Genomic DNA, 24,487 nt, shown 5'->3' on the forward strand with positions numbered 1-24,487 from the left:
AAGATCCGCCAGGCGTTCTTCTCCCTTGAAGCTTGTTTGCCTTGGCACGCCAACCCGCACCGTCCGCCACCTTCACTCCAGAAGGTGGCCCTACGCCAGTGAGGGTTTCGCCATGACCAACCGAACCGCCATCCATCCCCGCCTGCACGCGCTTATCGGCGACGTCGCAGCCGACGTGCCCGAAGACCTTGCGCGTGAGATCGAATGCGCTCTAGCGGAGCGACTGCTGCCGCCTTCGCGCCCAACGTTCCTTTCCTGCCTCGATGCCATCCGCGCCGGTGATGACCAAGCCGGGCGCGCATGTACCCCGCAGACACTCAGCGCCACAGGCTTCGGCTCGCTCGACCGCTCGCTGGCCGCTTTGAATGCCGTACTGGATCTACTGCATGCCGCCGAACGTGCGCGCCTGGATGGCGATCCGCAGGATCAACTCGGTGACTTCCATCGGGACGGATTGATCGTTGCCGCACGCCAGATCGCGCGCGCTGCACAGGATGGGCTAGGCCATGCCATGGGATTCGCGGCAGGAAGACCTGGCTGATGCACGCGCAGCAAAGATGGCCCATTGCTGGAGGCCCTTTTTGTTCTGCAACATGGTAGGTGGCACAGGGATGGACGCGGCTCTTCTACCCAGCGAAGGCGGCCATTGCGGTATATGATCCACTCGGATCGGTGCACGAACGCCACGGTCATACTGCCTAGTCAAGTCATCTTGGACAGCGCTTTCGGGGAAAGAAAGGATGCATACATTCAAAAGGAACGCGGGCGATGAATCCGCCTGCGCATCAAGGGTTGGAGTTCGTCTCCGAACACTGGTTGCAGCAAGTACTTGGCTACACATTGCGCTGCCAATTGGGCTTGGCCTGCCTCCATCCGCGAACGCTGCAGGTCCGGAGACGGTTACCTACATTCATACCGACGCCCTTGGCTCCCTTGTTGCTGAGAGCGACGCCAACGGCAACGTGATAAAGCGTTATGACTACGAGCCCTATGGGACCCTGGTAGGAGGACAGGTCACCGACGGACCCGGATACACAGGGCATGTGAGCGACTCGACTACGGGCTTGAGCTACATGCAACAGCGATACATGGATCCGGAGCTGGGAGTCTTCCTCTCAGTGGACCCGGTCTCAGCGTATGACCAGCCTGTAGGCCAGTTCAATCGCTATCGGTATGCCAACGGGAATCCGTACAAATTCACTGATCCAGATGGGCGAAATCCAGCCCTGCCATTCATCTATGGCGCGATAGCGGGGGGCCTGTCCAATATTGCCATCCAGAAGCTGATGAATCCGGATAAACCAATCGATCAGACGCAGGCATTGATAGCAGCAGGGGTGGGTTCGGTCTCAGGCGGCGTGGGCGGTATCGCTGTCGCAGCCGTGGAGTCTGGAGTGATTTCTGTCGGCCGAGCCGTTGCCATTCAAGCAGCGGCGAATTTCGTCACTGGCGGCGCCGGTGCCGCCGCAGAGAGCGCCCTCAAGGGAGAGCCGATTTCCGCTGGTGGAGTGCTCACGGCAGCGACCGGAGGCGCTGTTGGTGGTCTGGCAGGTTCCGGTGTTGCAGCTGCAGCAGGCGACTTCGCGGGACCAGCCGCCAAAGGCGCTCTGAATAGGCTGAGCAGCTCCGCATCTCCCGGCGCCCCGAACATCGCCTCCACCACCGCATCAACAGGAGTCGCAATTCCTCGTCAGTCGATCACACAAGCGGGAGCATCACAGCTAGGGCAGAGCACCGCCGGAGCCGCCGTAGATGCGGCACAAAAGACGATGGAGAAGAAGAAGTGAATCCAGTACTACGTGGCTTTCTCGCATACCAAGCCGGGGGCATTCTCGTTCTTGGCGCCCTCTACTTCATTGCGATTCAATCAGGAAATCCGCATCCCTTTCGCGCATCATTCAGATTGTGGGCGGCGTATGCAGTTTTCTTTGCTGCCATATCTGCATTTGAGCTAGTAAAGCGACGACGGTATCGCAATCGGCGATGATCGGCCTCTGAAGTCGGGCTGCGCTCAACAATCGAATGAGAATCGAAAAGCGCTGAACCTAAAATCGGTCATCCAGACGTCCTCGAACTTCGACCATCGACTTGCAAGGACACGGATAGTGGAGTTCACGAAGGGTTTCGAGTACGAAAGCGTACAGGTGATAGTGGAGCGGGTAATCGAACGCAGAGACCTGCTTGACTATGTACGCACAAGCCTTTTCGCTAGGGAAAAAGTCAAAGCGGGCCAGGGTAAGCTAGTAGAGTCCCATATCCATCTGACGGCGAGTCACCGGTTACTTGGAGCCGACACGACCTCCATGCACTTACTCTGCGCATACGAAAAAGCCGGCTGAAAGCCGGCTTCTTCATAACACCTGAAAAGTCAGGTCTACTATTTGGTGGGCGGTACAGGGATCGAACCTGTGACCCTTGCCGTGTGAAGGCAATGCTCTACCGCTGAGCTAACCGCCCGGTGTGTTGCTGAGCCGCTCATTATAGGGGCTTTTCAGAGGCCGTCAACAGTTTTTCACAGTCGTGTTCACGGGCATTTCGGGGCACGCAGCCGGGCATGACCCGACGCTACCGGAATCACATCGTATGGGTCGGTTTGTCCGAACCGGTCAGCCCGGCCAGCAGGGTCTCGATCTTGTGGCGCACGCCCTCGCCTTCGGCACCGTCGGCCAGCTGCACGCCGATGCCGGCGGTGCGGTTGCCCTGTGCGCCGGCCGGGGTCACCCAGATCACCTTGCCGGCCACCGGCAGGCGCTCGCTGGAATCGGGCAGCGTCAGCAGCAGGAACACCTCGTCGCCCAGGAAATAGCGCTTGGGCGTGGGCACGAAGATGCCGCCATTCTTCACGAACGGCATGTACGCGCTGTACAGCGCGGCTTTGTCCTTCACAGCCAAGGACAGGATGCCCTGGCGGGCGTTGCTGGCACTCATCGATTTCCCCTTGCGGCAGGCCGCTCGTTCACCTTGTTCCAGGCCAGCAGCAACTCGACCACCGCAAGGTCTGCACGCACCGTGGTGCGCAGCAGGTCGCGGGTGCGGTTGGCCGCATCGAACCAGGCTGCAAGCTTGTGCAATCGCTCCGGCGTGGTCAAGGCATCGGTACTGGCCTGGGCCAGCGCCAGATCGGCAGCGAAGCGCAGGCGCAGCGCCGCGTTGTCATCACCGCACCACTTCTGCGCCAGCTCCACCGCGCCGGTCTTGCCGGCGGCCAGCTGTTCCAGATCTCGACCAACTTCGCGGCGCAGGCTCAGGCCGTCTTCGCGCAGCCAGTTGTCGGCCTGGCCGGGATGGCCGCGGGCGGCCTCCAGCGCTTCGCGCGCCGATGCTTCACTGTGGCCCAGCTGCTGCAGCCAGGCCAGTGCTTCGTGCTGCGGCGGCAGCTTGAATTCCAGTCGCTGGCAACGGCTGCGGATGGTCTGCGGCAGGCGTGCCGGGTCGCTGCTGATCAGCCACAGGTAGCGGCCGGGCTGCGGCTCTTCCAGGGTCTTCAGCAGCGCATTGGCCGCCGAGCGGTTGATCGCATCGGCCGGATCGACGATCACCACCTGCGCCACGCCGTACTGCGGGGTCAGCGCCAGCTTGTCGGTGATCTCGCGCACCTGCTCGATGACGATCTCGGTACGCAGCTTGTCGCCGCTCTTGTTCGGAATGAAGCTGACCAGCTGCAGGTCCGGATGGGTGCCGGCGGCGATCAGCTGGCGCGTACGCGTGGCGTGCGTTGCATCACCCTGCGCCAGCACGTGGTCGGCCAGCGCCAGCGCCACCTCGCGCTTGCCCAGCCCGGCCGGGCCGCAGATCAGCAGGCCATGACCGAGGCGACCGGCGTCGAGCGCAGCCACGGTCTGGTCGAACGCGCGCTGCTGCCACGGCGAAAACGTGCTCATGCGCCCTCCCCGTCCTGCAGCCAACGCTCGATACGTGCGACCACATCGGCGGCCACGCGTTCCTGCACCTGGCCGGCGTCGATCAGCGCGAAGCGCTGCGGGTCCTGCTGTGCGCGGCTGCGGAACACGGCGCGCACGCGCTGGAAGAAATCGTCCTGCTCGCTCTCGATGCGGTCCGGCCACAGGTCGCGGCCATTGGCACGGGCGCGGCCCACGGCCACGTCCACATCCAGCAGCAGGGTCAGGCCCGGCAGCAGGCCGACCGCGCGGCGCTCCAGGTCGGCAATCCACTGCGGGTCCAAGCCACGGCCACCGCCCTGGTAGGCGTAGCTGGAATCGGTGAAGCGGTCGCTCAGCACGTAGGCACCGCGCTGCAGCGCCGGCCGAATCACCTGGCGCACATGCTGCGCGCGTGCGGCGAACACCAGCAGCAGCTCGGCTTCGGCGCTGAGCGGTTCGGCAGCGATCTCGGCATCGGGCTTCAGCAGCAGGCCGCGGATGCGCTCGGCCAGTGGCGTACCGCCCGGCTCGCGGGTCAGCACCACCTCGTGGCCGTGGCGGCGCAGGCAGTCACGGATGGCATTGATGGCGGTGGTCTTGCCTGCGCCCTCGCCGCCTTCCAGGCTGACGAAACGCGGGTGGCGAAGCAGCGCGGGACTCATTGCGCCGGGGTCTCCTGGGTACGTTGCTGGCGCAGCTGCTGCAGGTAGCGGGCTACGGCGGCGTTGTGCTGGTCCAGGCTGGGCGAGAACACGTGCGCGCCGCTGCCGTCGCCCACGGCGACGAAGTACAGCGCATCACCGGCGGCCGGCTGCGCCGCGGCCATCAGCGCGTCGCGACTGGGCATGGCGATCGGGGTCGGGGTCAGGCCCGCACGGGTATAGGTGTTGTACGGCGTATCGGTGGTCAGGTCGCGGCGGCGGATGTTGCCGTCATACGCGGCACCGATGCCGTAGATCACGGTCGGGTCGGTCTGCAGGCGCATGCCGATCTTCAGGCGGCGCATGAACACGCCGGCGATCTGCGGGCGTTCGCTGGCCAGCGCGGTTTCCTTCTCGATGATCGACGCCAGCGTCAGCAGTTCGTAGGGCGTGTTGATCGGCAGGTCCGGCGCGCGGCTTTCCCAGGCTTCGTCCAGCGCCTTTTCCATTGCGGCGTGGGCGCGCTTGAGCACGTCCAGATCACTGTCGCCGCGCTGGTAAACGTAGGTCTCCGGCAGGAAGCGGCCTTCCGGGTGCTGGCCACCGAAGCCGAGGCGCTGCATCAACGCGGCGTCATCCAGGTTGTCGGTGGTGTGCAGCAGCGGCTCGGCGCGCTTGAGTGCGGCACGCAGCTGGCGGATGTTCCAGCCCTCGACAATCGTGACGCGGTGCTGCAGCACCTTGCCGGCGCGCATGCGAAGCAGCAGCTCGCGCGGGGTCAGCTCACCACTGAGCGCGTACTCGCCCACCTTCAGCTTGCCGGCCGCATCGAGCTGGCGCGCCAGCAGTTGCCACTGGGTGTCCTGGCCCTCGTCCACGCCGGCGTCGCGCAGCTTGCGCAGCACGCTGTTCATGCCATCGCCGCTGGCGATGACCACGCTCTCGGCGGTCGGGGTGATCGGGGCGTCGGCGAACCGGGTCTGCTGGTAGAAGAACCACGCGCCCGCGCCCGCCACGACGGCAGCCAGCACCACCACCAGCGTTACCACGAACAGACACCCGCGCTTGGCTCCCGCCATGGATTACCTCTGAACTCGATTCCGTCGTGCAGGATACCGTGCCGATGGATTGGGGTCATGACCGGGGTGGCGCCTGCGTGCCGGCCAACGGTCGATCAGTAGATCCACGCCATGCGTGGATGAACGCCCGGCGGCATGACTGCGGGGGTCAGAGCCCTCGCGCGGTGCGCAAGGGATCCGACCCCGACCGGATCAGCCCTGCTGGCCCAGTGCGCGCAGCAGGCCGCGGGCCTTGGCGCGGGTCTCGTCCAGTTCCTTGTCCGGGTCCGAATCGACCACGATGCCGGCGCCGGTGCGGAAGCTGACCTGGTGGCCATCCACTTCGGCGGTGCGGATCAGGATGTTCAGGTCCAGGTCGCCATCGCGGTTCAGCCAGCCGAACGCGCCGGTGTAGGCACCACGCGGCACCTGCTCCAGCTCGCTGATGATCTGCATGCAGCGCACCTTGGGGCAGCCGGTGATGGTGCCGCCCGGGAACGTGGCGGCGATCACCTCGCCGGGCGTGACCTCCGGGCGCAGGTGGCCGCTGACGTTGCTGACGATGTGGTGCACATGCGCGTAGCTCTCCACCGTCATCAGCTCATCGACCACCACGGTGCCGGGCAGGCAGATGCGGCCCAGGTCGTTGCGCTCCAGGTCGATCAGCATCACGTGCTCGGCACGCTCCTTGGGGTGGCCGACCAGCTCCTGGATGCGTGCGGCATCATCGTCCCCCTCGAAGCGCGGACGCGTACCGGCAATCGGACGGGTCTGCGCGTGGCCGGCATGCACCGACACCAGCCGCTCCGGCGAGGAACTGACCACATGGCGGCCGTGGGCGCTGAACAGGCCGGCGAACGGTGCCGGATTGGCACGGCGCAGCTGCGCGTACAGCGCCTGCGGGCTGACCGGCGCAGCGAACTGCGCGCTCCAGCGCCGCGACAGGTTCACCTGGAACACGTCGCCGGCACGCAGGTACTCGATCACCCGACGCACGCCGTCGGTGAAGCGCTGCGGCGCATCCTCGCCCACCGCCTGCGGCGGCTGCCAGCCCTGCCCGGCTTCGGGCAGCCCGGCCGAGGCCAGTGCCACCAGCGCATCCAGCAACGCCTGCTCGCCGGCCTCGGCGATGACGAAGCTGGCATCGTTGTGGTGGTCGTGCAGCACCGCGGCCGGGCAGCGCAGCGCCAGCGCGGTCGGGCGGCCGTCCTCGCGCGCACGCGCCGGCAGCACCGGTTCGATCTGGCTGGCCACTTCGTAATCGAGCATCAACGCCCAGCCGCCGCGGAACGGCAGGCTGTGGCTGCCGTCATGCGGCAGGCGTTCGCGCTGCCAGGCACGGTCCAGCACCTGCAGGAAGCTGCCGGCGTGCACCGCGTCGTGCTGGTCGCGCACCTGGCCATCCGCATCCAGTCGCAGGCCATCGCCCTGCGCGGCCAGCAGCAGGCTCCAGCGGCCCTGCGCGGTGCCCGAGGCAGTGGATTCCATCAGCAGCGGAAAGCGCGCCGGGTCATGCTGCTGCAGGGCCAGCAGATCGATCGGGTGCGGCAGCGGGTGGATCAGCGGTGCGTGGGTCATGGCAGCCAGTTCTGGGGTTCAGATGCACGGAAGCCGCCTTGCGGCGGCTCCGTAGAACGCGGCGTCGAGCATGGCCCGACGCTACACCTCGGTCAGACGCGCTTGAAGACCAGCGTGCCGTTGGTGCCGCCGAAGCCGAAGCCATTGGACATCACCACGTCGACCTTGGCCTGGCGTGCTTCGTTGGGCACGTAGTCCAGGTCGCAGCCTTCGCCCGGCTGCTGCAGGTTGATGGTCGGCGGGATGACGTTGTCCTGCAGTGCCATCACCGAGAAGATCGCTTCCACGCCGCCGGCAGCACCCAGCAGGTGGCCGGTCATCGACTTGGTGGAGCTGACCATCATCTTGTAGGCGTGGTCGCCGAAGGCGGTCTTCATCGCCATGGTCTCGCCCAGGTCGCCCAGCGGCGTGGAGGTACCGTGCGCGTTGAGGTAGCCCACCTGTTCCGGGCTCACGCCCGCGTCCTTCATAGCCATGGCCATGCAGCGCGCGGCGCCTTCGCCGTTCTCGCTCGGTGCGGTCATGTGGTACGCGTCGGAGCTTGCGCCGAAGCCGGCCAGTTCACAGTAGATCTTCGCGCCACGCGCCTTGGCGTGCTCGTACTCTTCCAGGATCAGGATGCCGGCGCCGTCGCCCAGCACGAAGCCGTCACGGTCCTTGTCCCATGGGCGGGAGGCCTGTTCCGGGGCGTCGTTGCGGGTACTCATGGCCTTCATCGCGCAGAAGCCACCCAGTGCGGTCGGCGACGAGCCACGTTCGGCACCGCCAACCACCATCACGTCGGCGTCGCCGTACTGGATCATGCGCATCGCGGTACCGATCGAATGGTTCGAGGTCGCGCAGGCCGACACCGCCGAGAACGACGGGCCCTTCAGGCCGGTGATGATGCTCAGCTGGCCCGGCAGCATGTTGATGATGGTCTTTGGCACGTAGAAGGGCGAGATCTTCTTGCCCTCGTGGAACTCGATGGTCTGCTCTTCGATGCCGAGCAGGCCGCCGATGCCGGCGCCGACGATGGCGCCGATGCGCTCGGCATTGGCGTCGGTGATCTCCAGGCCCGAGTCGTGCAGGGCCATGAACGAGGCACCGAGGCCGTAATGGATGAACGGGTCCATCTTCTTGGCATCCTTGCCGCTGACCCGGAACTTGCCGAACAGTTCATTGTCGGCGGTGATGTCGAATCCCTTGACCTCACCGGCAATCTTGGTGGTGAACCGATCCAGATAGGCATCCGCAACGTTGGTCAGCGGACCGATGCCCGAACGACCGTGGGTGATGCCTTCCCAGCTGCTGGCCAGATCATTGCCCAACGGCGAGACGATACCCAGGCCGGTTACGACGACGCGACGCTTCATTGCTGATTCTCCTGGCCCGGCTGATTTCAACGGGCAACGCGGTTTGCTTCGGTGTGATGCTCAAACACACGGGGCCGCAACTGCGGCCCCATGGGGTGCGGTGCGCGGCGAGCGTGGGCCCGCGCGCGCACTGCCGTCTGACATCAGGCCTTGACGTGGGCCTTGATGTAGTCGATGGCGGCCTGCACGGTGCTGATCTTCTCGGCTTCTTCGTCCGGGATCTCGCACTCGAATTCTTCTTCCAGGGCCATCACCAGCTCGACGGTGTCCAGCGAGTCAGCGCCCAGGTCATCGACGAACGATGCGCTGTTGGTGACTTCTTCTTCCTTGACGCCAAGCTGTTCGACGACGATTTTCTTGACGCGTTCTTCGATGGTGCTCATGGGATCTCGCTCCAGATGGAGTTGTGGTTCAAAAGTGGTCGCCATCAAAGGCGATGGCCGTGGGATAGTGTAGTGGAAACCGGCGCGGCCTTGCATTGCAGCAAAAACCTCCGCAGATCAACCACTTGCGGCGCAATCCCTGCGCCCCTTGCTTACGGCATGTACATGCCGCCGTTCACATGGAGGGTTTCGCCGGTGATGTAACCGGCAGCCGGGCTGGCCAGGAAGGCCACCGCATGGGCGATGTCTTCCGGCGACCCCAGGCGTTCGAGGGCGATGTCGTTGATCAGCGCGGTGCGCGCTTCTTCCGGCAACGCCTTGGTCATGTCGGTGTCGATGAAGCCAGGTGCGACAACATTGACGGTGACGCCGCGCGAACCGATTTCCTTGGCCAGCGACTTGCTGAAGCCGATGATGCCCGCCTTGGCCGCGGCGTAGTTGGCCTGGCCGGCATTGCCGGTCACGCCCACCACCGATGCGATGTTGATGATGCGGCCCTTGCGCGCCTTCATCATGCCGCGCATCACCGCCTTGCTGGTGCGGAACACGCTGGTCAGGTTGGTGTCGATGATCGACGCCCAGTCCTCGTCCTTCATGCGCATGAGCAGGTTGTCGCGGGTGATGCCGGCATTGTTGACCAGGATCGAGATCGGGCCGAATTCCTTGGCGATGCCATCGAGCACGCTGTCCAGCGCGGCGGCATCGGTGACGTTCAGCGCGCGGCCGTGACCACCGTGGGCGGCCAGGCGTTCGCCGATCGCGGCAGCGCCGGATTCAGTGGTGGCGGTACCGATGACGGTGGCGCCCTGGGCGGCCAGCAGATCGGCGATGGCGGCACCGATGCCACGGCTGGCGCCGGTGACCAGTGCGATTTCACCCTGCAGGGGCTTGCTCATGATGTTTTCCTCAGGCTGGGGCGACCGCCGCACCCGTGCCGCTTGCCGCGGCCACCGGTACGGTCGGCAGGAACAGGGGGGATCAGGCCGACCATGCCTCGCGGGCGGCTTCGAAGTCGCCCGGCGTGGCCAGCGAACGGCCGTCGATGGCCTTGTCGATGCGCTTGACCAGGCCGGTCAGCACCTTGCCCGGGCCGCACTCGGCGATCCGGGTGACGCCACGGGCAGCCAGCGCCTGCACGCACCCGGTCCACTGTACCGGCTGGTACAGCTGCTGGACCAGCGCGGTGCGGATCGCGTCGATGCCGCTGTGCACCTGGGCGTCGACGTTCTGCACCACCGGCAGCTGCGGCGCGTGCCAGGACAGGCCGGCCATCACTTCGGCCAGGCGGTTGGCGGCTTCGCGCATGAGCGGGGTGTGCGAGGGCACGCTGACGGCCAGCTTGACCGCCTTGCGCACGCCCTTCTCGGCCAGCAGCGCCAGCGCACGGTCGACCGCGTCGGCGTCGCCACCGATCACGATCTGGCCCGGCGAATTGAAGTTGGCCGGCACCACCACCTGGCTGCCTGCCGCTTCGGCGCAGACGTCCAGCACCAGCTGGTCTTCAGCGCCGAGCACGGCGGCCATGGCGCCGACACCTGCCGGTGCGGCTTCCTGCATCAGCTGGCCGCGCAGGCGCACCAGGTGCGCACCGTCATGCAGGCTCAGTGCGCCTGCGGCAACCAGGGCGGTGTACTCGCCCAGGCTGTGGCCGGCCAATACCGACGGGCGCGGACCGCCCACGGCGTTCCAGGCGCGCCACACGCCGATGCTCGCGGCCAGCAGGGCCGGCTGGGTGTATTCGGTACGGTTGAGCATTTCCTCCGGGCCGCCCTGGGACAGCGCCCACAGGTCGACGCCGGCACCATCGGATGCCTCGGTGAAGGCTTCACGCACCTGTGGGTGCAGTTCGGCCAGCTCGGCCACCATGCCCACAGACTGCGAGCCCTGGCCGGGGAAGACAAAAGCGAGGGTGGATACGGTCACGCGGTCATCCGCTTGTTGCAATCGAAGCGGGCCATGATAAGGGGGAACATGCCGTGTCGTCTGTACGTGCGCGTATGCACGCGTATGGTGAATGGCCGGGCAAGCGCAACGGGGTCAAGCGCAACGGGGTCAGATCCCTTTTCCTGCGGAAAAGGGATCTGACCCCTGTCAGCCATCAGCAGAACAGCTGCAGGACGTCCAGGTCGCCGTCGGCGAGGAAATCCACGCACAGGCCCACCAGCATCAACACGCCGGCGGTGCTGGCGCCGTGGGCGATGAAGATGGAATGGGCCAGCGCGCGCGCCGAACGGCCCAGCTTCATGCAGACCCGGGCCAGGCTGCGCAGGCGGCCGCTGACCGCATGCACGTGCTCGCGCACCGGCGCCTGAACGTCACCCATCGCCTCGGCCATCATCGCCTGCAGGTGCCCGGGGCGGTCGGCGTAGTACTTGGCCACGCCGTAGCCGAACATCAGCCAGTCGCGGGCCTGCGCTTCGGACAGATCCATCACTTCCAGCGGATCTTCCTCGAAATCGATGAAGCCGACCTTCTCGCCATCCCATGTGAGGTTGCGCGGCAACGGCTGGCCGAAATAGGCGCCGCGGGCATGAGCTTCAGCAATGGCCAGCATCGCCGCCATCACCAGCCGATCGCGACCGGCTTCGTCGGCTTCGCGCAGGCAGGTATTGAACGAGCTGCCGTTGTCGCCGATCACCAGAGCGGCATGACCGGTGCCCAGTACGTCCGGCACGTTCACACCCTGCGCCTGCAGTTCCGCGAGGCGGCGGGCCTCGGTTTCGCGTGCGGCGTCGCCACCGCGGTGCGGCGGCGGGCGCAGCGCATCCAGATGGAAACGGCGCGCAACAAAATTGAGCAGGCCCAGGGCCATTGCCCGGCTTCCCTTGCCGTACTGCTTCAGCCAGGCACGTTGCCCTTCGATGACGATGGGCTCAACCATGACAGGTCCTCCTTAAACGCGTTACGGCCCCGGAGGGGCCGTAACGACAAGACTTCACATTGTCGTAACTTGCACTATCAATAGCGCAGCAGGGCCGAACCCCAGGTGAAGCCGCCGCCGAAGGCCTCCAGCAGCAGCAACTGGCCACGCTCGACCTTGCCCGAACGCACCGCGGCATCCAGCGCCAGCGGCACCGAGCCGGAGGAGGTGTTGCCGTGCTTGTCGACGGTCACCACGACCTGGTCCATCGACATCTCCAGCCGCTTGGCGGTGGCTTCGATGATGCGCAGGTTGGCCTGGTGCGGGATCAGCCAGTCCAGGTCGGACTTGTCCAGGCCGTTGGCGGCCAGGGTCTCGTCCACGACCGAGTCCAGCGCCTTGACGGCGTACTTGAACACGTCGTTGCCCTTCATGTTGATGGTGCCGCCACCGTTGGCGCCGTCCTTGAAGCCGGTCGAAACGCCGACCGGGTTCCACAGCAGTTCCTTCTTGCTGCCATCGGCATGCAGGTGGGTGCTGAGGATGCCGGTGTCTTCGTCGGCCTTGAGCACGACGGCGCCGGCGCCATCGCCGAACAGCACGCAGGTGGTGCGATCGTTCCAGTCGACCATGCGGGTCAGCGTTTCGGTGCCGATCACCAGCACGTGCTTGCAGTCGCCGGAGCGGATGAACTTGTCAGCCACACCCAGCGCGAACACGAAGCCGGAACAGGCTGCGTTGACGTCGAAGGCGGGGCACCCGGCCACACCGAGCTTGGCCTGGATCAGGCACGCGGTGGACGGGAAAATGAGATCAGGGGTGGTCGTGCCGACCACGATCATGTCGAGCTGCGAGGCATCGATGCCTGCGGCTTCAAGCGCGCGCAGGGCGGCGTTGTAGCCAAGGTCGCTGGTGGTTTCGCCTTCGGCCGCGATGTGCCGTTCACGAATACCGGTGCGCGACTGGATCCACTCATCCGAGGTTTCGACCATTTTTTCCAGGTCGGCGTTGGTCAGGACTTTTTCCGGCAAATAGCTACCGGTGCCCGCGATCCTCGAATAGATCCGCTTGCTCATCATGTTTCCTGTTGCGCGGGCCGCCGATCACCGGCACGCCCGGGAAAGAAGGCAAAGGCCGCTGCCCGGAGGCAGCGGCCTTCCCGGCACATCAATCTTCTTCGACAGCCGAGGTCTTGGTCTGGATGACCTTCTTGCCGCGGTAGAAACCGTCGGCAGTGATGTGGTGACGCAGGTGCACTTCGCCGGTGGTCGGGTCGGTCGACAGCTGCTTGGCGCTCAGGGCGTCGTGGGCACGACGCATGCCGCGGCGGGACGGGGTGACACGGGATTTCTGCACAGCCATGGGATTGCTCCAAACTCGGTTCGATTTGCTTCGTCGTATCGTCGCGCAGGACGCCAGCGCCCAGCACACTTTCGCTTTCGCCGCAGCCGCCGACGACAATCCGGCTGCTATTGTTTCTTCAGTGCTGCCAACGCCGCAAACGGGTTGGCCTTCTTCGTTTCTTCTTCGCTCGGTGCCCAGTCCTTGTCGACTGCTTCACCGTCGGGCGACAGCGGCACCACGGGCACCGCCAGCACCAATTCGTCCTCGACCAGATCCAGCGGACGCAGCTGGCCGTCTTCCGGCACCAGCAACGCCTCGTATTCCTCCGGCAGGGACGATTCCTCGTCCTCGTCGCGGATCAGGCCAAGCCTCTGGGTCACCTTCACCGGCAACAGGAATCGCTGCATGCTGCGCTGACAGGTCAGCGGCAGCGCGGTGTCGATGGTCAGTTCCACATAGGATACCCGCAAGACGTCGTCGCGACCGAATTCAAGCGAGTAGACACACTCGCCGTCGGTATCTGCGACCAACCCCTGCAGGCGGGTCAATTCAGCCAGGGAGACCTGACCGTCGAAGCGCCTTCGCGCTACAACCATCCGCCAGGCATCCAGCGTTTCGGGCACGTTCGCGGACATAAGCCGCTGAATACTAAGGATCGCACCGCCCGCTGTCAAATGCCCGCCCTGCAGCACTTGCCGCTGGCGCCGTGGAGGGGCCAGACTGCCGCGCCCTGCCCCGGTATTGTCACATGTCACTGGTCCTGGCCTCCACCTCCCGCTACCGTCGCGAACTGCTGGAACGGCTGGGCCTGCCCTTCGACTGCGCACGCCCGGACGTGGATGAAACCCCTCTGGGCGCCGAGACCCCGCTGGCCCTGGCCACGCGCCTGGCCGCCGCCAAGGCCGCCGACGTGGCCGCCCGCCATCCGGGCGCCTGGGTGATCGGCTCGGACCAGGTGGCCGACCTGAACGGTCAGCCGCTGGGCAAGCCGGGCACGGTCGAGGCGGCCTGTGCGCAGCTGGCGGCAATGTCCGGACAGACGGTGCGCTTTCACACGGCAATCAGTCTCAGGCGGGATGGAGAATCCCTCGCCACCCTGGATCTGACCGAAGTACGCTTCCGCGTGCTGGACCCGCAGGAAATCATCCGCTACGTCGCCGCCGAGCAGCCGCTGGACTGCGCCGGCAGCTTCAAGTGCGAGGGCCTGGGCATCAGCCTGTTCGAGGCAATCGACAACCGCGACCCGACCGCGCTGGTCGGCCTGCCACTGATCGCGCTGTGCGGCCTGCTGCGCAGGGCTGGATTCGCGGTGCCGTGAACGGTGGAGCCGAGCCCTTGCTCGGCCGTTTTTTTCGAGGCTGCCCACCATCTGTAGCAGAAGCAGCCGAGCATCGGCTCGGCTCTACAGGACCAGGGACCTCAACGAACTTCGAACGGCTGCTCCTGCCACGCCTCCACACTGCCGTCGCGGCCGTGCAGGCGCAGGCCAAGCCAATGCCGCCCCGGCGCCAGCGTGGTGGTATCCAGCAATGCGTCGAAGCCCACCGCCGGATGCTGCGGATCGGTGCTGTCCGGCCAGGTGTGGCGGATGTCGAACATGCGCCCGTAGCGCGCATCGCCAATCGAATGGCCATCGACCAGCACTTCGATGCGCGCCAACCCCACGCCATCCTTGAATGCCCAGCCCTTGATGGCGAGCGTTCCGGAGACCTTCTCACCGTTGGACGGCGCATCCAGCCAGGCCATTGCCGGCGTCACGCAGGGCCCCTGCGCGCGCTGCACCGGCAGCTGGAACAGCAGGAAGCGCTGGAAACCATGATCGCTGCTGACCACGCGCGGCGCCGGCAACGGCCCCACCTGCTCGCAGATCGCGTGATAGCGCGCCAGCAGATCGCGGTAGCGCTGGTCGCTGGGTGACAGCACCAGCAGCATCGGCGCACTGCGCGGGCCTTCGTGCAGCAGGCCCCACTGTGCCAGCTGTGCGGTCCGCCCATGCTTGTCGTTGAGCGGGTGCGGCAGCACCTCGATATCACCGTTGCCCAGCTGGAAGCCCAGTTCGGCACCGACCTTGAAGTTGCCCGCCAGCACACGCGTGCCCGGCGGCATCTGCCGCAGTTCGTCGCGCACCGCCACGGCCAGCGGCTGCCAGCCGGCAAAGTTGCGCGGGTAGTACTTGCTGCCAGCCATCTGCTCGCGCAGCGCCGGCGTGGACGCCATCAGGTAGTAGCCGAAAGCCAGTACGGTGCCTGCAGCTGCCAGCCACCAGCCGGTGCGGCGCAGCCAGCGTGGCCAGCCGTTGAGGACCACCGGCACGGCCACCAGCAGCGCCAGGTAGCCCGGCAACGGCCAATGGAAACTGATCCGCTCGACATCGGTGAAGAAGCCCAGCAGGAAGATGCCCAGCGTCGACACCCCGCCCACCAGGCCGAAATAGCGCCATTGCACCCGCACACCACCACCGCTGCGGGTACCCGCCAGGGCGACCTTCCACATCGCGATGCACAGGATCGGCGTCACCAGCATCGGCTGGATCACCAGGAACCACAGCCCTTCCCACTCGAACGTCCACGGGTGGCGCTCGACCACCTGGAACTTCAGGCCGGCATCATGGTTGTCCGCATTCCACGCCAGCAACGGCAGCCAGGCCAGTACACCCACCGCCAGCGCCACCCATACGCGCGGGTCGGCCAGCATGCGGCGGCCCTGCGGCAGCGCCAGCAGCGCAATGAAGCCGACACCGATGACGCCAATGAAACGGTAGTGGCTGAGCGCACCGATCAGCAGGCCCAGCGCCAGCTTCATCGCCGACGACGCATCCACGTTGTGCAGCAGGCGCGCACCGGCGTGCAGGCAGATCACCGCCGCAAGCGCCATCGGCACATCCGGCACGGCCAGCAGGCCCAGCGTGGCCGACAGCGGCATCAGCAGGGTCAGGCTGCCCGCCTGCCACCCTGCGACGTTGCCAAACCAGCGCGTGGCGATGCGCACCACCAGCAACGGCAGCAACGCACCGATGGCCAGGAACGGCAGGCGCAATGCGAGCACGTGATGGCCACCGATTTCCACGCCCAGGCGTGCAAGCCATGCTGTCAACCCCGGCAGGTCGGAATAGGCGGCGGCCAGGTGCTGGCCTTCCTGCCAATAGAACGCCTCATCGACGAACAGCGGCAGGCGTGCAGCCACCACCAGCTTGGCCGCTGTGATCAGCGTCCATAACCAGAGAAATATTGCCCGTGCGCGCTGTTCGCCTTGCATTGCTCTATGGATAATCGAGTGGATTCCAGACCTGAGACGATCATGCCAGCCTCGTCCCCCAATCCCAGCATGCTAACCGATCAACTGCGCCAGGCCCTGCGGGAGGCACAGGATCAGGTGAACGCACTGGTACTGGGCAAGGTGCCGGAAGTCAGGCTGGCCTTTGTCGCCCTGCTTTCCGGCGGCCACCTGCTCATCGAAGATCTGCCCGGGCTGGGCAAGACCACGCTGGCGCATGCATTGGCCAGCAGCCTCGGCCTCAGCTTCCAGCGCGTGCAGTTCACTTCCGACCTGTTGCCGGCGGACGTACTGGGCGTATCGGTGTACGAGGCCGGCAGCCGCCAGTTCCAGTTCCACCCCGGCCCGGTGTTCACCCACGTGCTGCTGGCCGATGAGATCAACCGCGCACCGCCGCGCACGCAGAGTGCGTTGCTGGAGGCGATGGCCGAGCAGCAGGTCACCCTGGATGGACAGACGCATCCACTGCCCGATCCATTCTTCGTGATCGCCACGCAGAACCCGGTCGACCTGTCCGGCACCTTCCCGTTGCCGGATTCGCAGCTCGATCGTTTCCTGCTGCGGCTGGCGATGGGCTACCCGAGCGTGCAGGCCGAGCGCGAGCTGCTGCGTGGCAGCGATCGCCGCGACCTGATCGCCCGCGCGGTGCCGAAGCTGGATGACACCCAGGTGCGTGCGCTGCGTGAAGCCGTTGGCCAGGTACACGCCAGCGACGCGCTGATCGACTACGTGCAGGCACTGTTGACCCGCAGCCGCCAGCATGCCGGCGTACGCGTGGGCCTGTCACCGCGCGCCGGGCTGGCCCTGCTGCGTGCCGCCAGGGCGCATGCACTGCTGCTCGGCCGCGGGCATGTGGTGCCCGAAGACGTGCAGACCCTGTTCGTGGCAGTGGCCGGCCATCGCCTGGTGGCGGAGGCCGAATCCAGCTCCGGGCCGGCACTGGCGCGGGCGATCCTGCAGACCGTCGCGGTGGACTGAAGGTGGCCACACGCTGGGCACGCATGCAGCTGCTGGCACGCCCACGCAGGCCCGAAGCCCTGCCGCAGCGACTGGATCGCCATCGCATCTATGTACTGCCGACGCGCTTCGGCCTGTTCGTCGCCACCCTGCTGTCGGCGATGCTGCTGGGCGCATTGAACTACAACAACAACCCGGCCCTGCTGCTGGCACTGTTGCTGGCCGCAGCAGCGATCGCCAGCGCCATTGCCGCGCACCTGCAGCTGTCCGGCATACAGATCGATGCAATCTCCGCCGAGCCGGTTCCGGCCGGGCACCCCCTGCGCCTGCGCGTGGACCTGTCGTTGCGCGACCCGCGCGCGCGCCACGGGCTGCACCTGCAGCTGGGCGCAAGCGAGGCGTGGGTCGCACTGCCTGCACACGGTCGCGGCGAAGTGGAGCTGGATGTCCCCAGCGAGCGCCGCGGCTGGCTGGAACTGCCGCGCATCCGCCTGTCCAGCACGCAGCCGCTGGGGCTGGTGCGGGCATGGTCGTGGGTGTGGCCGGAGCAGCCGCTGCTGGTCTATCCACTGGCCGAGGCACTGGCCCCCCCCCTTCCGGAAAGTGGCAGCGATCCACTGCACACCCGCGCCCATGCCAGTGGCGAAGAGCTGCACCAGCTGCGCCCCTATCGTGCCGGCGACGCCCCGCGCAGCATTGCCTGGAAACACTCGGCACGCCGCGACAGCCTGCTGGTACGCGAATACGAGAAGCCGATCGGCATCGAAGTGGTGCTGGACTGGCGCACGCTGGCGCCGCTGGGCCATGAAGCACGCATCGCGCGGTTGGCACGCTGGGTCGACATGGCCGAGCGCGAAGGCCGGCGCTACACGCTGCTGCTTCCAGCCCATCCCCCGTTCGGGCCCGGCCAGGGCGCCAGCCACCACCACCTGTGCCTGCGCGCACTGGCGCTGATGCCCCATGACTGAGCCTGCCGTCCTGCTCGATCGCAACGCCCGCAGCTGGACCCTGGCCAGCGCAGCGCTGGCGCTGCTGCCACTGCTGCTGCAGCTGCCGCCGGTGCTGGCCGTCGTGATCGCGATCACCGCCGTGCTGACCGCTGCGCTTTCCTGGCGGCGGGTGCTGCCGATGCCGGTGCGCCTGCTGCTGGTGCTGGCCATGCTCGCCACCATCGTCTGGCAGATGGGCATGGTGCGGCCGGGGCGTGATACCGGCTGTGCGCTGCTGGCGGCGATGCTGGCCATCAAATCCAGCGAACTGCGCAACCTGCGTGATGCGCGCAGCCTGCTCGGTTTCGCGCTGTTCTCGCCGTTCGCGGCCTTCCTGCTCGACCAGGGCCCGCTGACCACGGGACTGGCCGCGCTGGCCGCGGTTGCCGCACTGCTGGCCCTGCAACGCCTGGCCCAGGACGAGGGCCGCAGCCCACGCCTGCCACTGCACGGTCAACTGCGCGGCGTCGGCCGCCTGCTTGGCATCGGCCTGCCGCTGGCACTGGCCTGCTTCTGGCTGTTCCCGCGCTTGTCCACGCCGTTGTGGGGCGTACCCGAACGAGCGGTGGGTACACCCGGCCTGGCTGACAGCATGGCGCCGGACCAATGGCTGGACCTGATGGCCGACGACACCCCGGCGCTGCGCGTGCAGTTCTTCGGCGCCGTGCCCGAGCCCACGCAGCGCTATTGGCGCGGCCCGGTGCTGACCTCCTTCGATGGCCACCGCTGGAGCCGCGATCGCGCGACGGCCCGGCGCCCCGCCCCCGTGGTCGAAGCCGCCGCACAGGGATGGGACTACCAGATCGACTACGAACCCACCGACCGTCGCCTGCTGGTGGCCCTGGACCTGCCCAGCCGCGCACCGGAAGGCAGCAGTTTCGATGCGGACATGAGCCTGCGCAGCGACCGCACGCTGTCCGCGCTCAGCCGCTGGCGGTTGCATTCGGCGCCTCCGCAACGGTTCGACACCGATCTGTCGCCCTACCTGCGCCGCGCCGCGCTGCAGCTTCCCCCCGGCTTCAATCCGCGCACCGCCCAGCTGGCACGGCAATGGCGGCAGGAGGCCGGCAACGATGACGAAGCCATCGTCCGCCGAGCGCTGCAGTGGATCACCCGCGACTTCTCCTACACGCTCGATACCCCGGTGGCCGGGCGCGATCCGGTCGACGATTTCCTGTTCAACTACAAGGCCGGCTTCTGCCAGCACTTCAGCTCGGCCTTCGTGGTGCTGATGCGCAACGCCGGCATTCCGGCCCGGGTGGTGACCGGCTTCGCAGGTGGCACCCGCAACCGCATCGGGGACTACTGGGTAGTGCGGCGCATGGACGCCCACGCCTGGGCCGAAGTCTGGCTGCCCCAGCGCGGCTGGGTCCGGGTGGACCCGACTGCGGCCGTGGCACCGGAACGCATCCTGGACACGCTGGACGACCGCTTGCAGGCCGGCACGGACACCCCGCTGCAGCAGCGCTGGCTGCAGCTGGGGCAGATGGGTGACTGGCTGCGCCGTGGCTGGAACGACCTGGTGCTTTCCTTCGACGCACGCCGTCAGCAGCAGCTGCTCAGGCCGTTCGGGCTGGATGATCTCGGGCCGGCGCAGCTGGTGGCCGGCTTCGTGGTCGCCGCACTGCTGGCATTGGCATGGATGGCCTGGCTGCTGGCCCGCGGCGAGCGCGAGCGCGACCCGCTGCTGCGCGCCTGGCACCGGCTGGGGCGGCGCTATGCGCGCCTTGGCCTGGCCCGCGCCCCCCACGAGACGGCATGCGACTGGTCACGACGGGTACACGCCGTGCGCCCCGACCCCGCCCTGCTGGCACTCAGCCAGCGTTTCGCCGACGCGCGTTACGCTGGAACTTGCACCGACCTCGCTTCATTATTGCGGGACCTGCGCAGGCATCGCCCGACTTCCGGAGCCTCCCCATGAACACCAAGTTCCTCCTCACCGCTGTGGCCACGCTGGCCCTGTCGGCCTGCGCCACGGCCCCCAAGCCGCTGCAGGGACAGTTCAGCCTGGTCTCCCCGCGCGACTCGGTCGCCACCCAGCAGGTCGGCACGCCGGTCCGATGGGGTGGTCGGATCATTGAGACCAAGCCCGGCCAGGGCGAGACCTGCTTCCAGATGATCTCGCGCCCCCTCAACGCCAGTGGCCGCCCGAACACCACCTCGTCCGACGCCAGCGACGGCCGCTTCATTGCCTGCCGCGCCGGCTTCTACGACCCGGCCGTGTTTGAAGCCGGCCGCGACGTGACCTTCATCGGCAAGATCGACGGCTACCAGAACACCCGCATCGGGGAGTACGACTATCGCCTGCCGAAGCTGTCGGCCGATGTGATCTACCTGTGGCCGGAACAGCGCCAGGTCGATGTGGTGCCCTACCCCTATGGCCCGTGGGGCCCGGGCCCGTATGGCCCGTACTGGGGTGGTTACGGCCGTTGGGGCTGGTGGTGATCGCCACCGGCCATGCGTGATCGAAAAAGGCCGCCTTCGGGCGGCCTTTTTTTCATCCACGCATCGCATGGATCCACTGCGGGCAATGGTGGATGCCGGGCGCTCAGCGCCCCGGCGTACCGAAATGCCCCAGCGGCGCACCGGCCAGCAGGTGCATGTGGATGTGGAACACGGTCTGCCCGGCATCCTCGCGGCAGTTCATCACGATGCGGTAGCCGTCCTGCGCGAACCCTTCGCGGCGCGCATATTCGGCGGCAGCCAGGGCAAGCTTCCCGATCAGGTGCGCCTGCGACGGCTGCAGGTCGTCCAGGGTCGGGATGATCTCGTTCTTCGGAATGAACAGTACGTGCACCGGCGCCTGCGGTGCGATGTCCTTGAAGCCCAGCACCTCGTCGTCCTCGTAGACGATGGTGGCCGGGATCTCGCGACGGATGATCTTGCTGAAGAGGGTTTCGTTGCTCATGGTCGGCCTCGGCGGGAGTGTCTTCCGCATTGTAGGCCGGCCGCGCCGGGCGATGCCCGGGTGGCGCTCAATCGCGGAATTCGCTGCGCGTTCCGAACGCGTGCGACAGCGTGCCGCGGTCAACGTATTCAAGCTCGCCACCGAGCGGCAGGCCCTGTGCCAGCCGGCTGGGCTGCACCTTGCGCGCGCGCGCCAGCTGCGCCAGGTAGTGCGCGGTGGCTTCGCCTTCGACGGTGGCACTGGTGGCGATGATCAGCTCCTGCACCTCACCGTCGGCCAGACGCTGCTCCAGCTGCTCCAGGCCCAGCTCGCGCGGGCCGATGCCATCGAGCGGCGACAGCCGGCCCTGCAGCACGAAGTAGACACCGCGGAAGCCGGTGGCGTTTTCGATGGCCAGGCGGTCGGCCGGCGATTCGACCACGCACAGCTGGCTGCGCTCGCGGCTGCTGTTGGCACAGGTCGGGCACAGCTCGGTTTCGCTGAAGTCGCGGCACTGCGCGCAGTGGCCGATGCGCTCCACCGCCAGCGCCAGGGCTTCGGCCAGTCGCTGGCCACCTTCGCGCTCGCGCTCGAGCAGGTGGTAGGCCATGCGCTGTGCGGTCTTCTGGCCCACGCCAGGCAGCACCCGCAGTGCGTCGATCAATTGTTCAAGCAGGGGTGCGGACACGGCGGCATGCTTTCATGGCGTCGAGCAGGCTCGACAGCTACAGATTCTGTGGCACCCGCTTGCACGGGTGCCACGCTGGCAATCAGAACGGCAGCTTCATGCCCGGCGGCAGCTGCATGCCGGCGGTGGCCGAACCCATCTTCGACTTCGACTCGGCGTCGATCTTGTTCGAAGCGTCGTTGAAGGCGGCGGCGATCAGGTCTTCCAGCATCTCCGGGTCGCTGGTCAGCGACGGGTCGATGCGCACCTTGCGGCATTCCTTGGCACCGGTCAGGGTCACGCTGACCATGCCGCCGCCGGCACTGCCGGTCACTTCGATCTTGGCGATTTCTTCCTGGGCCTTCTGCAGGTTTTCCTGCATCTTCTGGGCCTGCTGCATCAGTTGGGCGATGTTTCCGCGCATGGTGTCTTACTCGTCAAAAGAACGGATGGAATCGGAAACAACCCGGGCACCGTGCTGCTGGATCAGCACCTGCACTTCCGGGTCGTCCATGAAAACGGCCTCTGCCACCTGTTGCCGCTCGCCACGCTGGCGGTCGGCCCGCTGATGCAGGGTCTCGGCCGGAACGTGTTCGGTTTCCACGGTCTCGACCACGATCTTCGGCGCCTGGCCGAGGGCCTTCTGCAGCATCTCGCCCAGGGCAGCCAGCGCGCGCTCCGAGCGCAGGTATTCAAATCCGGGCGAAAGGCCCAGTTTCAAGGTCCCATGCTGGCAGCTGATGAAGGCGGCGTTGGCGGCCAGCTGTCGCGAGGGGCCGCTCAGGCCACTGTTGGCGACCAGGTCCAGCCAGTCTTCGGCCGTGGCCAGCTCGCTGACACCTTCCTGCGGCGCGGCGGCATGCGCCGGGGCCGGCTTGGCATGTTCGGCCGGCGCAATGGCAATGCCTTCGGCGCGGAACGGGCGCTCGGGCGGCGCAGGCTCGCTGGGAGCCGCGACGGGAGCCGGCGGTTCGTGCCAGGGCGCAGCCATGGCGGCGTCCGGGCCGGACATCTCGGCCGCCAATGCCTCGTCACGCGCCTCGGCTTCGTCAGTGGCCCACGGCGGCAGGTCGTCGCCTGCCTCTGCAGTGACGGCAGGCGCCGGCGCCTGTGGCTCAGCCTTCACCGGCGGCGGCGACACGGGCTCTTCCACCGGCACCGGCTCGGGCTCCGGCGCCGGATCTGGTTCCGGTTGCGGGGCCGGTTCGGGCTCGGGTTCAGGTTCGCGCGGCGCGGCCTGCACCGGCGCGGCGGCCTGCGCCGCTACCGCCGGGCTGCCCGAAGCGGCAGCAGCGGCCGGCGTCGCATCGCGGCTACCGGTACCGGCGCCACCACCGGCAGCGTTGCCATCCGGCGTGCCGCCCAACGCACCGTCGACGGCCTTCGGCACCGGCGGTACCGCTGCGGCCGGACGGAACGCCAGCATGCGCAGCACGGCCATTTCAAAGCCCGCGCGCGGGCTGGGTGCCAGCGGCAGGTCGCGGCGGCCATTCAAGGCCATCTGGTACCAGAGCTGCACCACTTCCGGGCGCAGGCGCTCGGCGAATGCGGCGACATCCAGGCCTTCCGCCGCGGCAGCGCCCGGCACCAGCTGCTGCACCTGGATGCGGTGCAGCCCTTCGGCCAGCGCTTCCAGCACACCACTCCAGTCCGGCGAGAACTCTGCCAGCGCGGCTACCACCTGCAGCAGGCGCGGGCCATCGCCGTCGGCCAGCGCATCGAGCATCGCCGCCACTTGGGTGCGGTCCACGGTACCCAGCATGGTGCGCACCACGTCCTCACGCAGCGCGCCGCCGGCATAGGCGATCGCCTGGTCCAGCAGTGACAGGCCATCGCGCAGGCTGCCGTCAGCGGCCTTGGCCAGCTGCACGATGGCGCTGCCATCGGCCTCGATCGCTTCCGCCGCCAGGATGCGGGTCATCTGGCCCTGGATCTGGTCTTCATCCAGGCGCTTGAGGTTGAACTGCAGGCAGCGGCTGAGCACGGTGACCGGCAGCTTCTGCGGATCGGTGGTGGCCAGCAGGAACTTCACGTGCTCCGGCGGTTCTTCCAGCGTCTTCAGCAGCGCGTTGAACGCCGCCTTGGACAGCATGTGCACTTCGTCGATCAGGTAGACCTTGTACTTGCCGCGCGAGGGCATGTACTGCGCGTTCTCGATCACCTCGCGCACGTCATCCACACCGGTGTTGGACGCGGCGTCGATTTCCAGCAGGTCGATGTAGCGGCCGGCGTCGATGTCCAGGCAGGCCGCGCACTGGCCGCACGGGTCGGCGCTGGTACCCTGCTCGCAGTTCAGCGACTTGGCGAAGATGCGCGCGATGGTGGTCTTGCCCACGCCGCGGGTGCCGGTGAACAGGAACGCGTGGTGGACCCGGCCGCTGTCCAGCGCGTTGCTGAGCGCACGGACCACGTGTTCCTGGCCCACCAGCTCGGCGAAACGCTTCGGACGCCACTTGCGGGCAAGGACGAGATAGGACATCAGGCCACCGTTTTCCATCGGATGTTCCATTGTGCCATGCCTGTCCAGCCCCCTCGCCACCCATGGCCATGGATACGCCGTCGATCGGGGTGCTTGTGTCCGGCCGCGCCGCCCGCTAGAATCTGCGCCCCTGCT

Annotated in this window: 25 protein-coding genes and 1 tRNA gene; 7 read left to right on the forward strand and 19 right to left on the reverse strand. The window is 67.0% G+C overall.

Annotated features, from left to right (window positions below; all coding sequences use genetic code 11):
* The first annotated feature begins 112 nt into the window (after positions 1-112).
* The gene (locus VG561_RS08680) at positions 113-541 is read left to right on the forward strand and encodes a hypothetical protein (protein WP_014646194.1); all 429 of its coding nucleotides are present in this window, start codon (positions 113-115) and stop codon (positions 539-541) included.
* 199 nt (positions 542-740) lie between these two features.
* Entirely contained in the window at positions 741-1,787 is a 1,047-nt protein-coding gene (locus VG561_RS08685; RefSeq protein ID WP_080281850.1) for an RHS repeat-associated core domain-containing protein, read from the forward strand.
* Positions 1,788-2,382: 595 nt separating this feature from the next.
* Here the strand turns inward: VG561_RS08685 and VG561_RS08690 are convergent.
* The 14 genes from VG561_RS08690 to VG561_RS08755 all read right to left on the reverse strand — a co-directional run bounded on the left by VG561_RS08690 (position 2,383) and on the right by VG561_RS08755 (position 13,735).
* Positions 2,383-2,457: transfer RNA gene (locus tag VG561_RS08690), tRNA-Val, on the reverse strand.
* A gap of 117 nt (positions 2,458-2,574) precedes the next feature.
* Positions 2,575-2,928 (reverse strand): PilZ domain-containing protein, encoded by a 354-nt coding sequence (locus VG561_RS08695; protein WP_005412452.1) that lies wholly within the window; start codon positions 2,926-2,928, stop codon positions 2,575-2,577.
* Positions 2,925-3,881 carry a DNA polymerase III subunit delta' gene (locus VG561_RS08700; protein WP_046429215.1) on the reverse strand — a complete coding sequence of 319 codons (957 nt, stop codon included), beginning with the start codon at positions 3,879-3,881 and terminating at the stop codon, positions 2,925-2,927. The genes VG561_RS08695 and VG561_RS08700 overlap by 4 nt, the downstream gene beginning before the upstream one ends.
* A complete protein-coding gene (gene tmk / locus VG561_RS08705) occupies positions 3,878-4,543 on the reverse strand; it encodes a dTMP kinase (RefSeq protein WP_262093186.1) in 666 nt (221 codons plus the stop codon). The genes VG561_RS08700 and tmk overlap by 4 nt, the downstream gene beginning before the upstream one ends.
* A complete protein-coding gene (gene mltG, locus VG561_RS08710; RefSeq protein WP_046429210.1) occupies positions 4,540-5,601 on the reverse strand; it encodes an endolytic transglycosylase MltG in 1,062 nt (353 codons plus the stop codon). Before mltG ends, tmk begins: the two co-directional genes overlap by 4 nt.
* A 192-nt stretch (positions 5,602-5,793) precedes the next feature.
* Positions 5,794-7,158, reverse strand: coding sequence for an aminodeoxychorismate synthase component I (locus VG561_RS08715; protein WP_262093185.1), 1,365 nt, complete (start codon positions 7,156-7,158; stop codon positions 5,794-5,796).
* 92 nt (positions 7,159-7,250) lie between these two features.
* Positions 7,251-8,513, reverse strand: a complete 1,263-nt coding sequence (fabF, locus tag VG561_RS08720; RefSeq protein ID WP_134808562.1) for a beta-ketoacyl-ACP synthase II — start codon at positions 8,511-8,513, stop codon at positions 7,251-7,253.
* A 143-nt stretch (positions 8,514-8,656) separates the two neighbouring features.
* The gene (gene acpP / locus VG561_RS08725; protein WP_005415509.1) at positions 8,657-8,896 is read right to left on the reverse strand and encodes an acyl carrier protein; all 240 of its coding nucleotides are present in this window, start codon (positions 8,894-8,896) and stop codon (positions 8,657-8,659) included.
* A gap of 152 nt (positions 8,897-9,048) precedes the next feature.
* Positions 9,049-9,792: a 3-oxoacyl-ACP reductase FabG gene (fabG, locus tag VG561_RS08730; RefSeq protein WP_005408312.1), complete on the reverse strand. Its 744-nt coding sequence runs from the start codon at positions 9,790-9,792 to the stop codon at positions 9,049-9,051.
* 82 nt (positions 9,793-9,874) lie between these two features.
* The gene (gene fabD / locus VG561_RS08735; protein WP_032958546.1) at positions 9,875-10,819 is read right to left on the reverse strand and encodes an ACP S-malonyltransferase; all 945 of its coding nucleotides are present in this window, start codon (positions 10,817-10,819) and stop codon (positions 9,875-9,877) included.
* 175 nt (positions 10,820-10,994) lie between these two features.
* The gene (locus tag VG561_RS08740; protein ID WP_014646187.1) at positions 10,995-11,777 is read right to left on the reverse strand and encodes a serine/threonine protein kinase; all 783 of its coding nucleotides are present in this window, start codon (positions 11,775-11,777) and stop codon (positions 10,995-10,997) included.
* 77 nt (positions 11,778-11,854) lie between these two features.
* Positions 11,855-12,832, reverse strand: a complete 978-nt coding sequence (locus VG561_RS08745) for a beta-ketoacyl-ACP synthase III (protein ID WP_014646186.1) — start codon at positions 12,830-12,832, stop codon at positions 11,855-11,857.
* Positions 12,833-12,923: 91 nt separating this feature from the next.
* Positions 12,924-13,118: a 50S ribosomal protein L32 gene (rpmF, locus tag VG561_RS08750; RefSeq protein WP_004154640.1), complete on the reverse strand. Its 195-nt coding sequence runs from the start codon at positions 13,116-13,118 to the stop codon at positions 12,924-12,926.
* A gap of 107 nt (positions 13,119-13,225) precedes the next feature.
* Positions 13,226-13,735, reverse strand: coding sequence for a YceD family protein (locus VG561_RS08755; protein ID WP_049404889.1), 510 nt, complete (start codon positions 13,733-13,735; stop codon positions 13,226-13,228).
* Between the two features lie 113 nt (positions 13,736-13,848).
* Here VG561_RS08755 and VG561_RS08760 point away from each other — a divergent pair, with 113 nt between their 5' ends.
* The gene (locus VG561_RS08760) at positions 13,849-14,418 is read left to right on the forward strand and encodes a Maf family protein (protein ID WP_046429198.1); all 570 of its coding nucleotides are present in this window, start codon (positions 13,849-13,851) and stop codon (positions 14,416-14,418) included.
* A gap of 101 nt (positions 14,419-14,519) precedes the next feature.
* Here the strand turns inward: VG561_RS08760 and VG561_RS08765 are convergent, their stop codons facing one another.
* Complete coding sequence (locus VG561_RS08765) at positions 14,520-16,355, reverse strand: glycosyltransferase family 39 protein (protein WP_262093184.1); 1,836 nt, start codon at positions 16,353-16,355, stop codon at positions 14,520-14,522.
* 42 nt (positions 16,356-16,397) lie between these two features.
* Between VG561_RS08765 and VG561_RS08770 the strand changes: the two genes are divergently transcribed.
* The 4 genes from VG561_RS08770 to VG561_RS08785 are packed head-to-tail and all read left to right on the forward strand — an operon-like array spanning position 16,398 to position 20,764.
* The gene (locus VG561_RS08770) at positions 16,398-17,351 is read left to right on the forward strand and encodes an AAA family ATPase (RefSeq protein WP_032958559.1); all 954 of its coding nucleotides are present in this window, start codon (positions 16,398-16,400) and stop codon (positions 17,349-17,351) included.
* Between the two features lie 23 nt (positions 17,352-17,374).
* Entirely contained in the window at positions 17,375-18,298 is a 924-nt protein-coding gene (locus VG561_RS08775) for a DUF58 domain-containing protein (protein ID WP_049441032.1), read from the forward strand.
* Positions 18,291-20,240, forward strand: a complete 1,950-nt coding sequence (locus VG561_RS08780; RefSeq protein ID WP_197574231.1) for a transglutaminase TgpA family protein — start codon at positions 18,291-18,293, stop codon at positions 20,238-20,240. Before VG561_RS08775 ends, VG561_RS08780 begins: the two co-directional genes overlap by 8 nt.
* A complete protein-coding gene (locus VG561_RS08785) occupies positions 20,237-20,764 on the forward strand; it encodes a Slp family lipoprotein (protein WP_014036182.1) in 528 nt (175 codons plus the stop codon). The genes VG561_RS08780 and VG561_RS08785 overlap by 4 nt, the downstream gene beginning before the upstream one ends.
* Positions 20,765-20,867: 103 nt before the next feature.
* On the opposite strand, the gene VG561_RS08790 is transcribed toward VG561_RS08785, so the two are convergent.
* From VG561_RS08790 to dnaX, 4 genes are all read right to left on the reverse strand, one after another.
* Complete coding sequence (locus tag VG561_RS08790) at positions 20,868-21,227, reverse strand: histidine triad nucleotide-binding protein (RefSeq protein WP_014646179.1); 360 nt, start codon at positions 21,225-21,227, stop codon at positions 20,868-20,870.
* A gap of 67 nt (positions 21,228-21,294) precedes the next feature.
* The gene (gene recR / locus VG561_RS08795; RefSeq protein ID WP_014646178.1) at positions 21,295-21,894 is read right to left on the reverse strand and encodes a recombination mediator RecR; all 600 of its coding nucleotides are present in this window, start codon (positions 21,892-21,894) and stop codon (positions 21,295-21,297) included.
* Between the two features lie 82 nt (positions 21,895-21,976).
* Positions 21,977-22,297 (reverse strand): YbaB/EbfC family nucleoid-associated protein, encoded by a 321-nt coding sequence (locus VG561_RS08800; RefSeq protein WP_005408298.1) that lies wholly within the window; start codon positions 22,295-22,297, stop codon positions 21,977-21,979.
* 6 nt (positions 22,298-22,303) lie between these two features.
* Complete coding sequence (gene dnaX / locus VG561_RS08805; protein ID WP_262093183.1) at positions 22,304-24,370, reverse strand: DNA polymerase III subunit gamma/tau; 2,067 nt, start codon at positions 24,368-24,370, stop codon at positions 22,304-22,306.
* Positions 24,371-24,487: the final 117 nt, after the last annotated feature.

Source organism: Stenotrophomonas sp. CASM110, from assembly GCF_049384345.1.
In the GTDB taxonomy this organism is placed as follows: domain Bacteria; phylum Pseudomonadota; class Gammaproteobacteria; order Xanthomonadales; family Xanthomonadaceae; genus Stenotrophomonas; species Stenotrophomonas muris.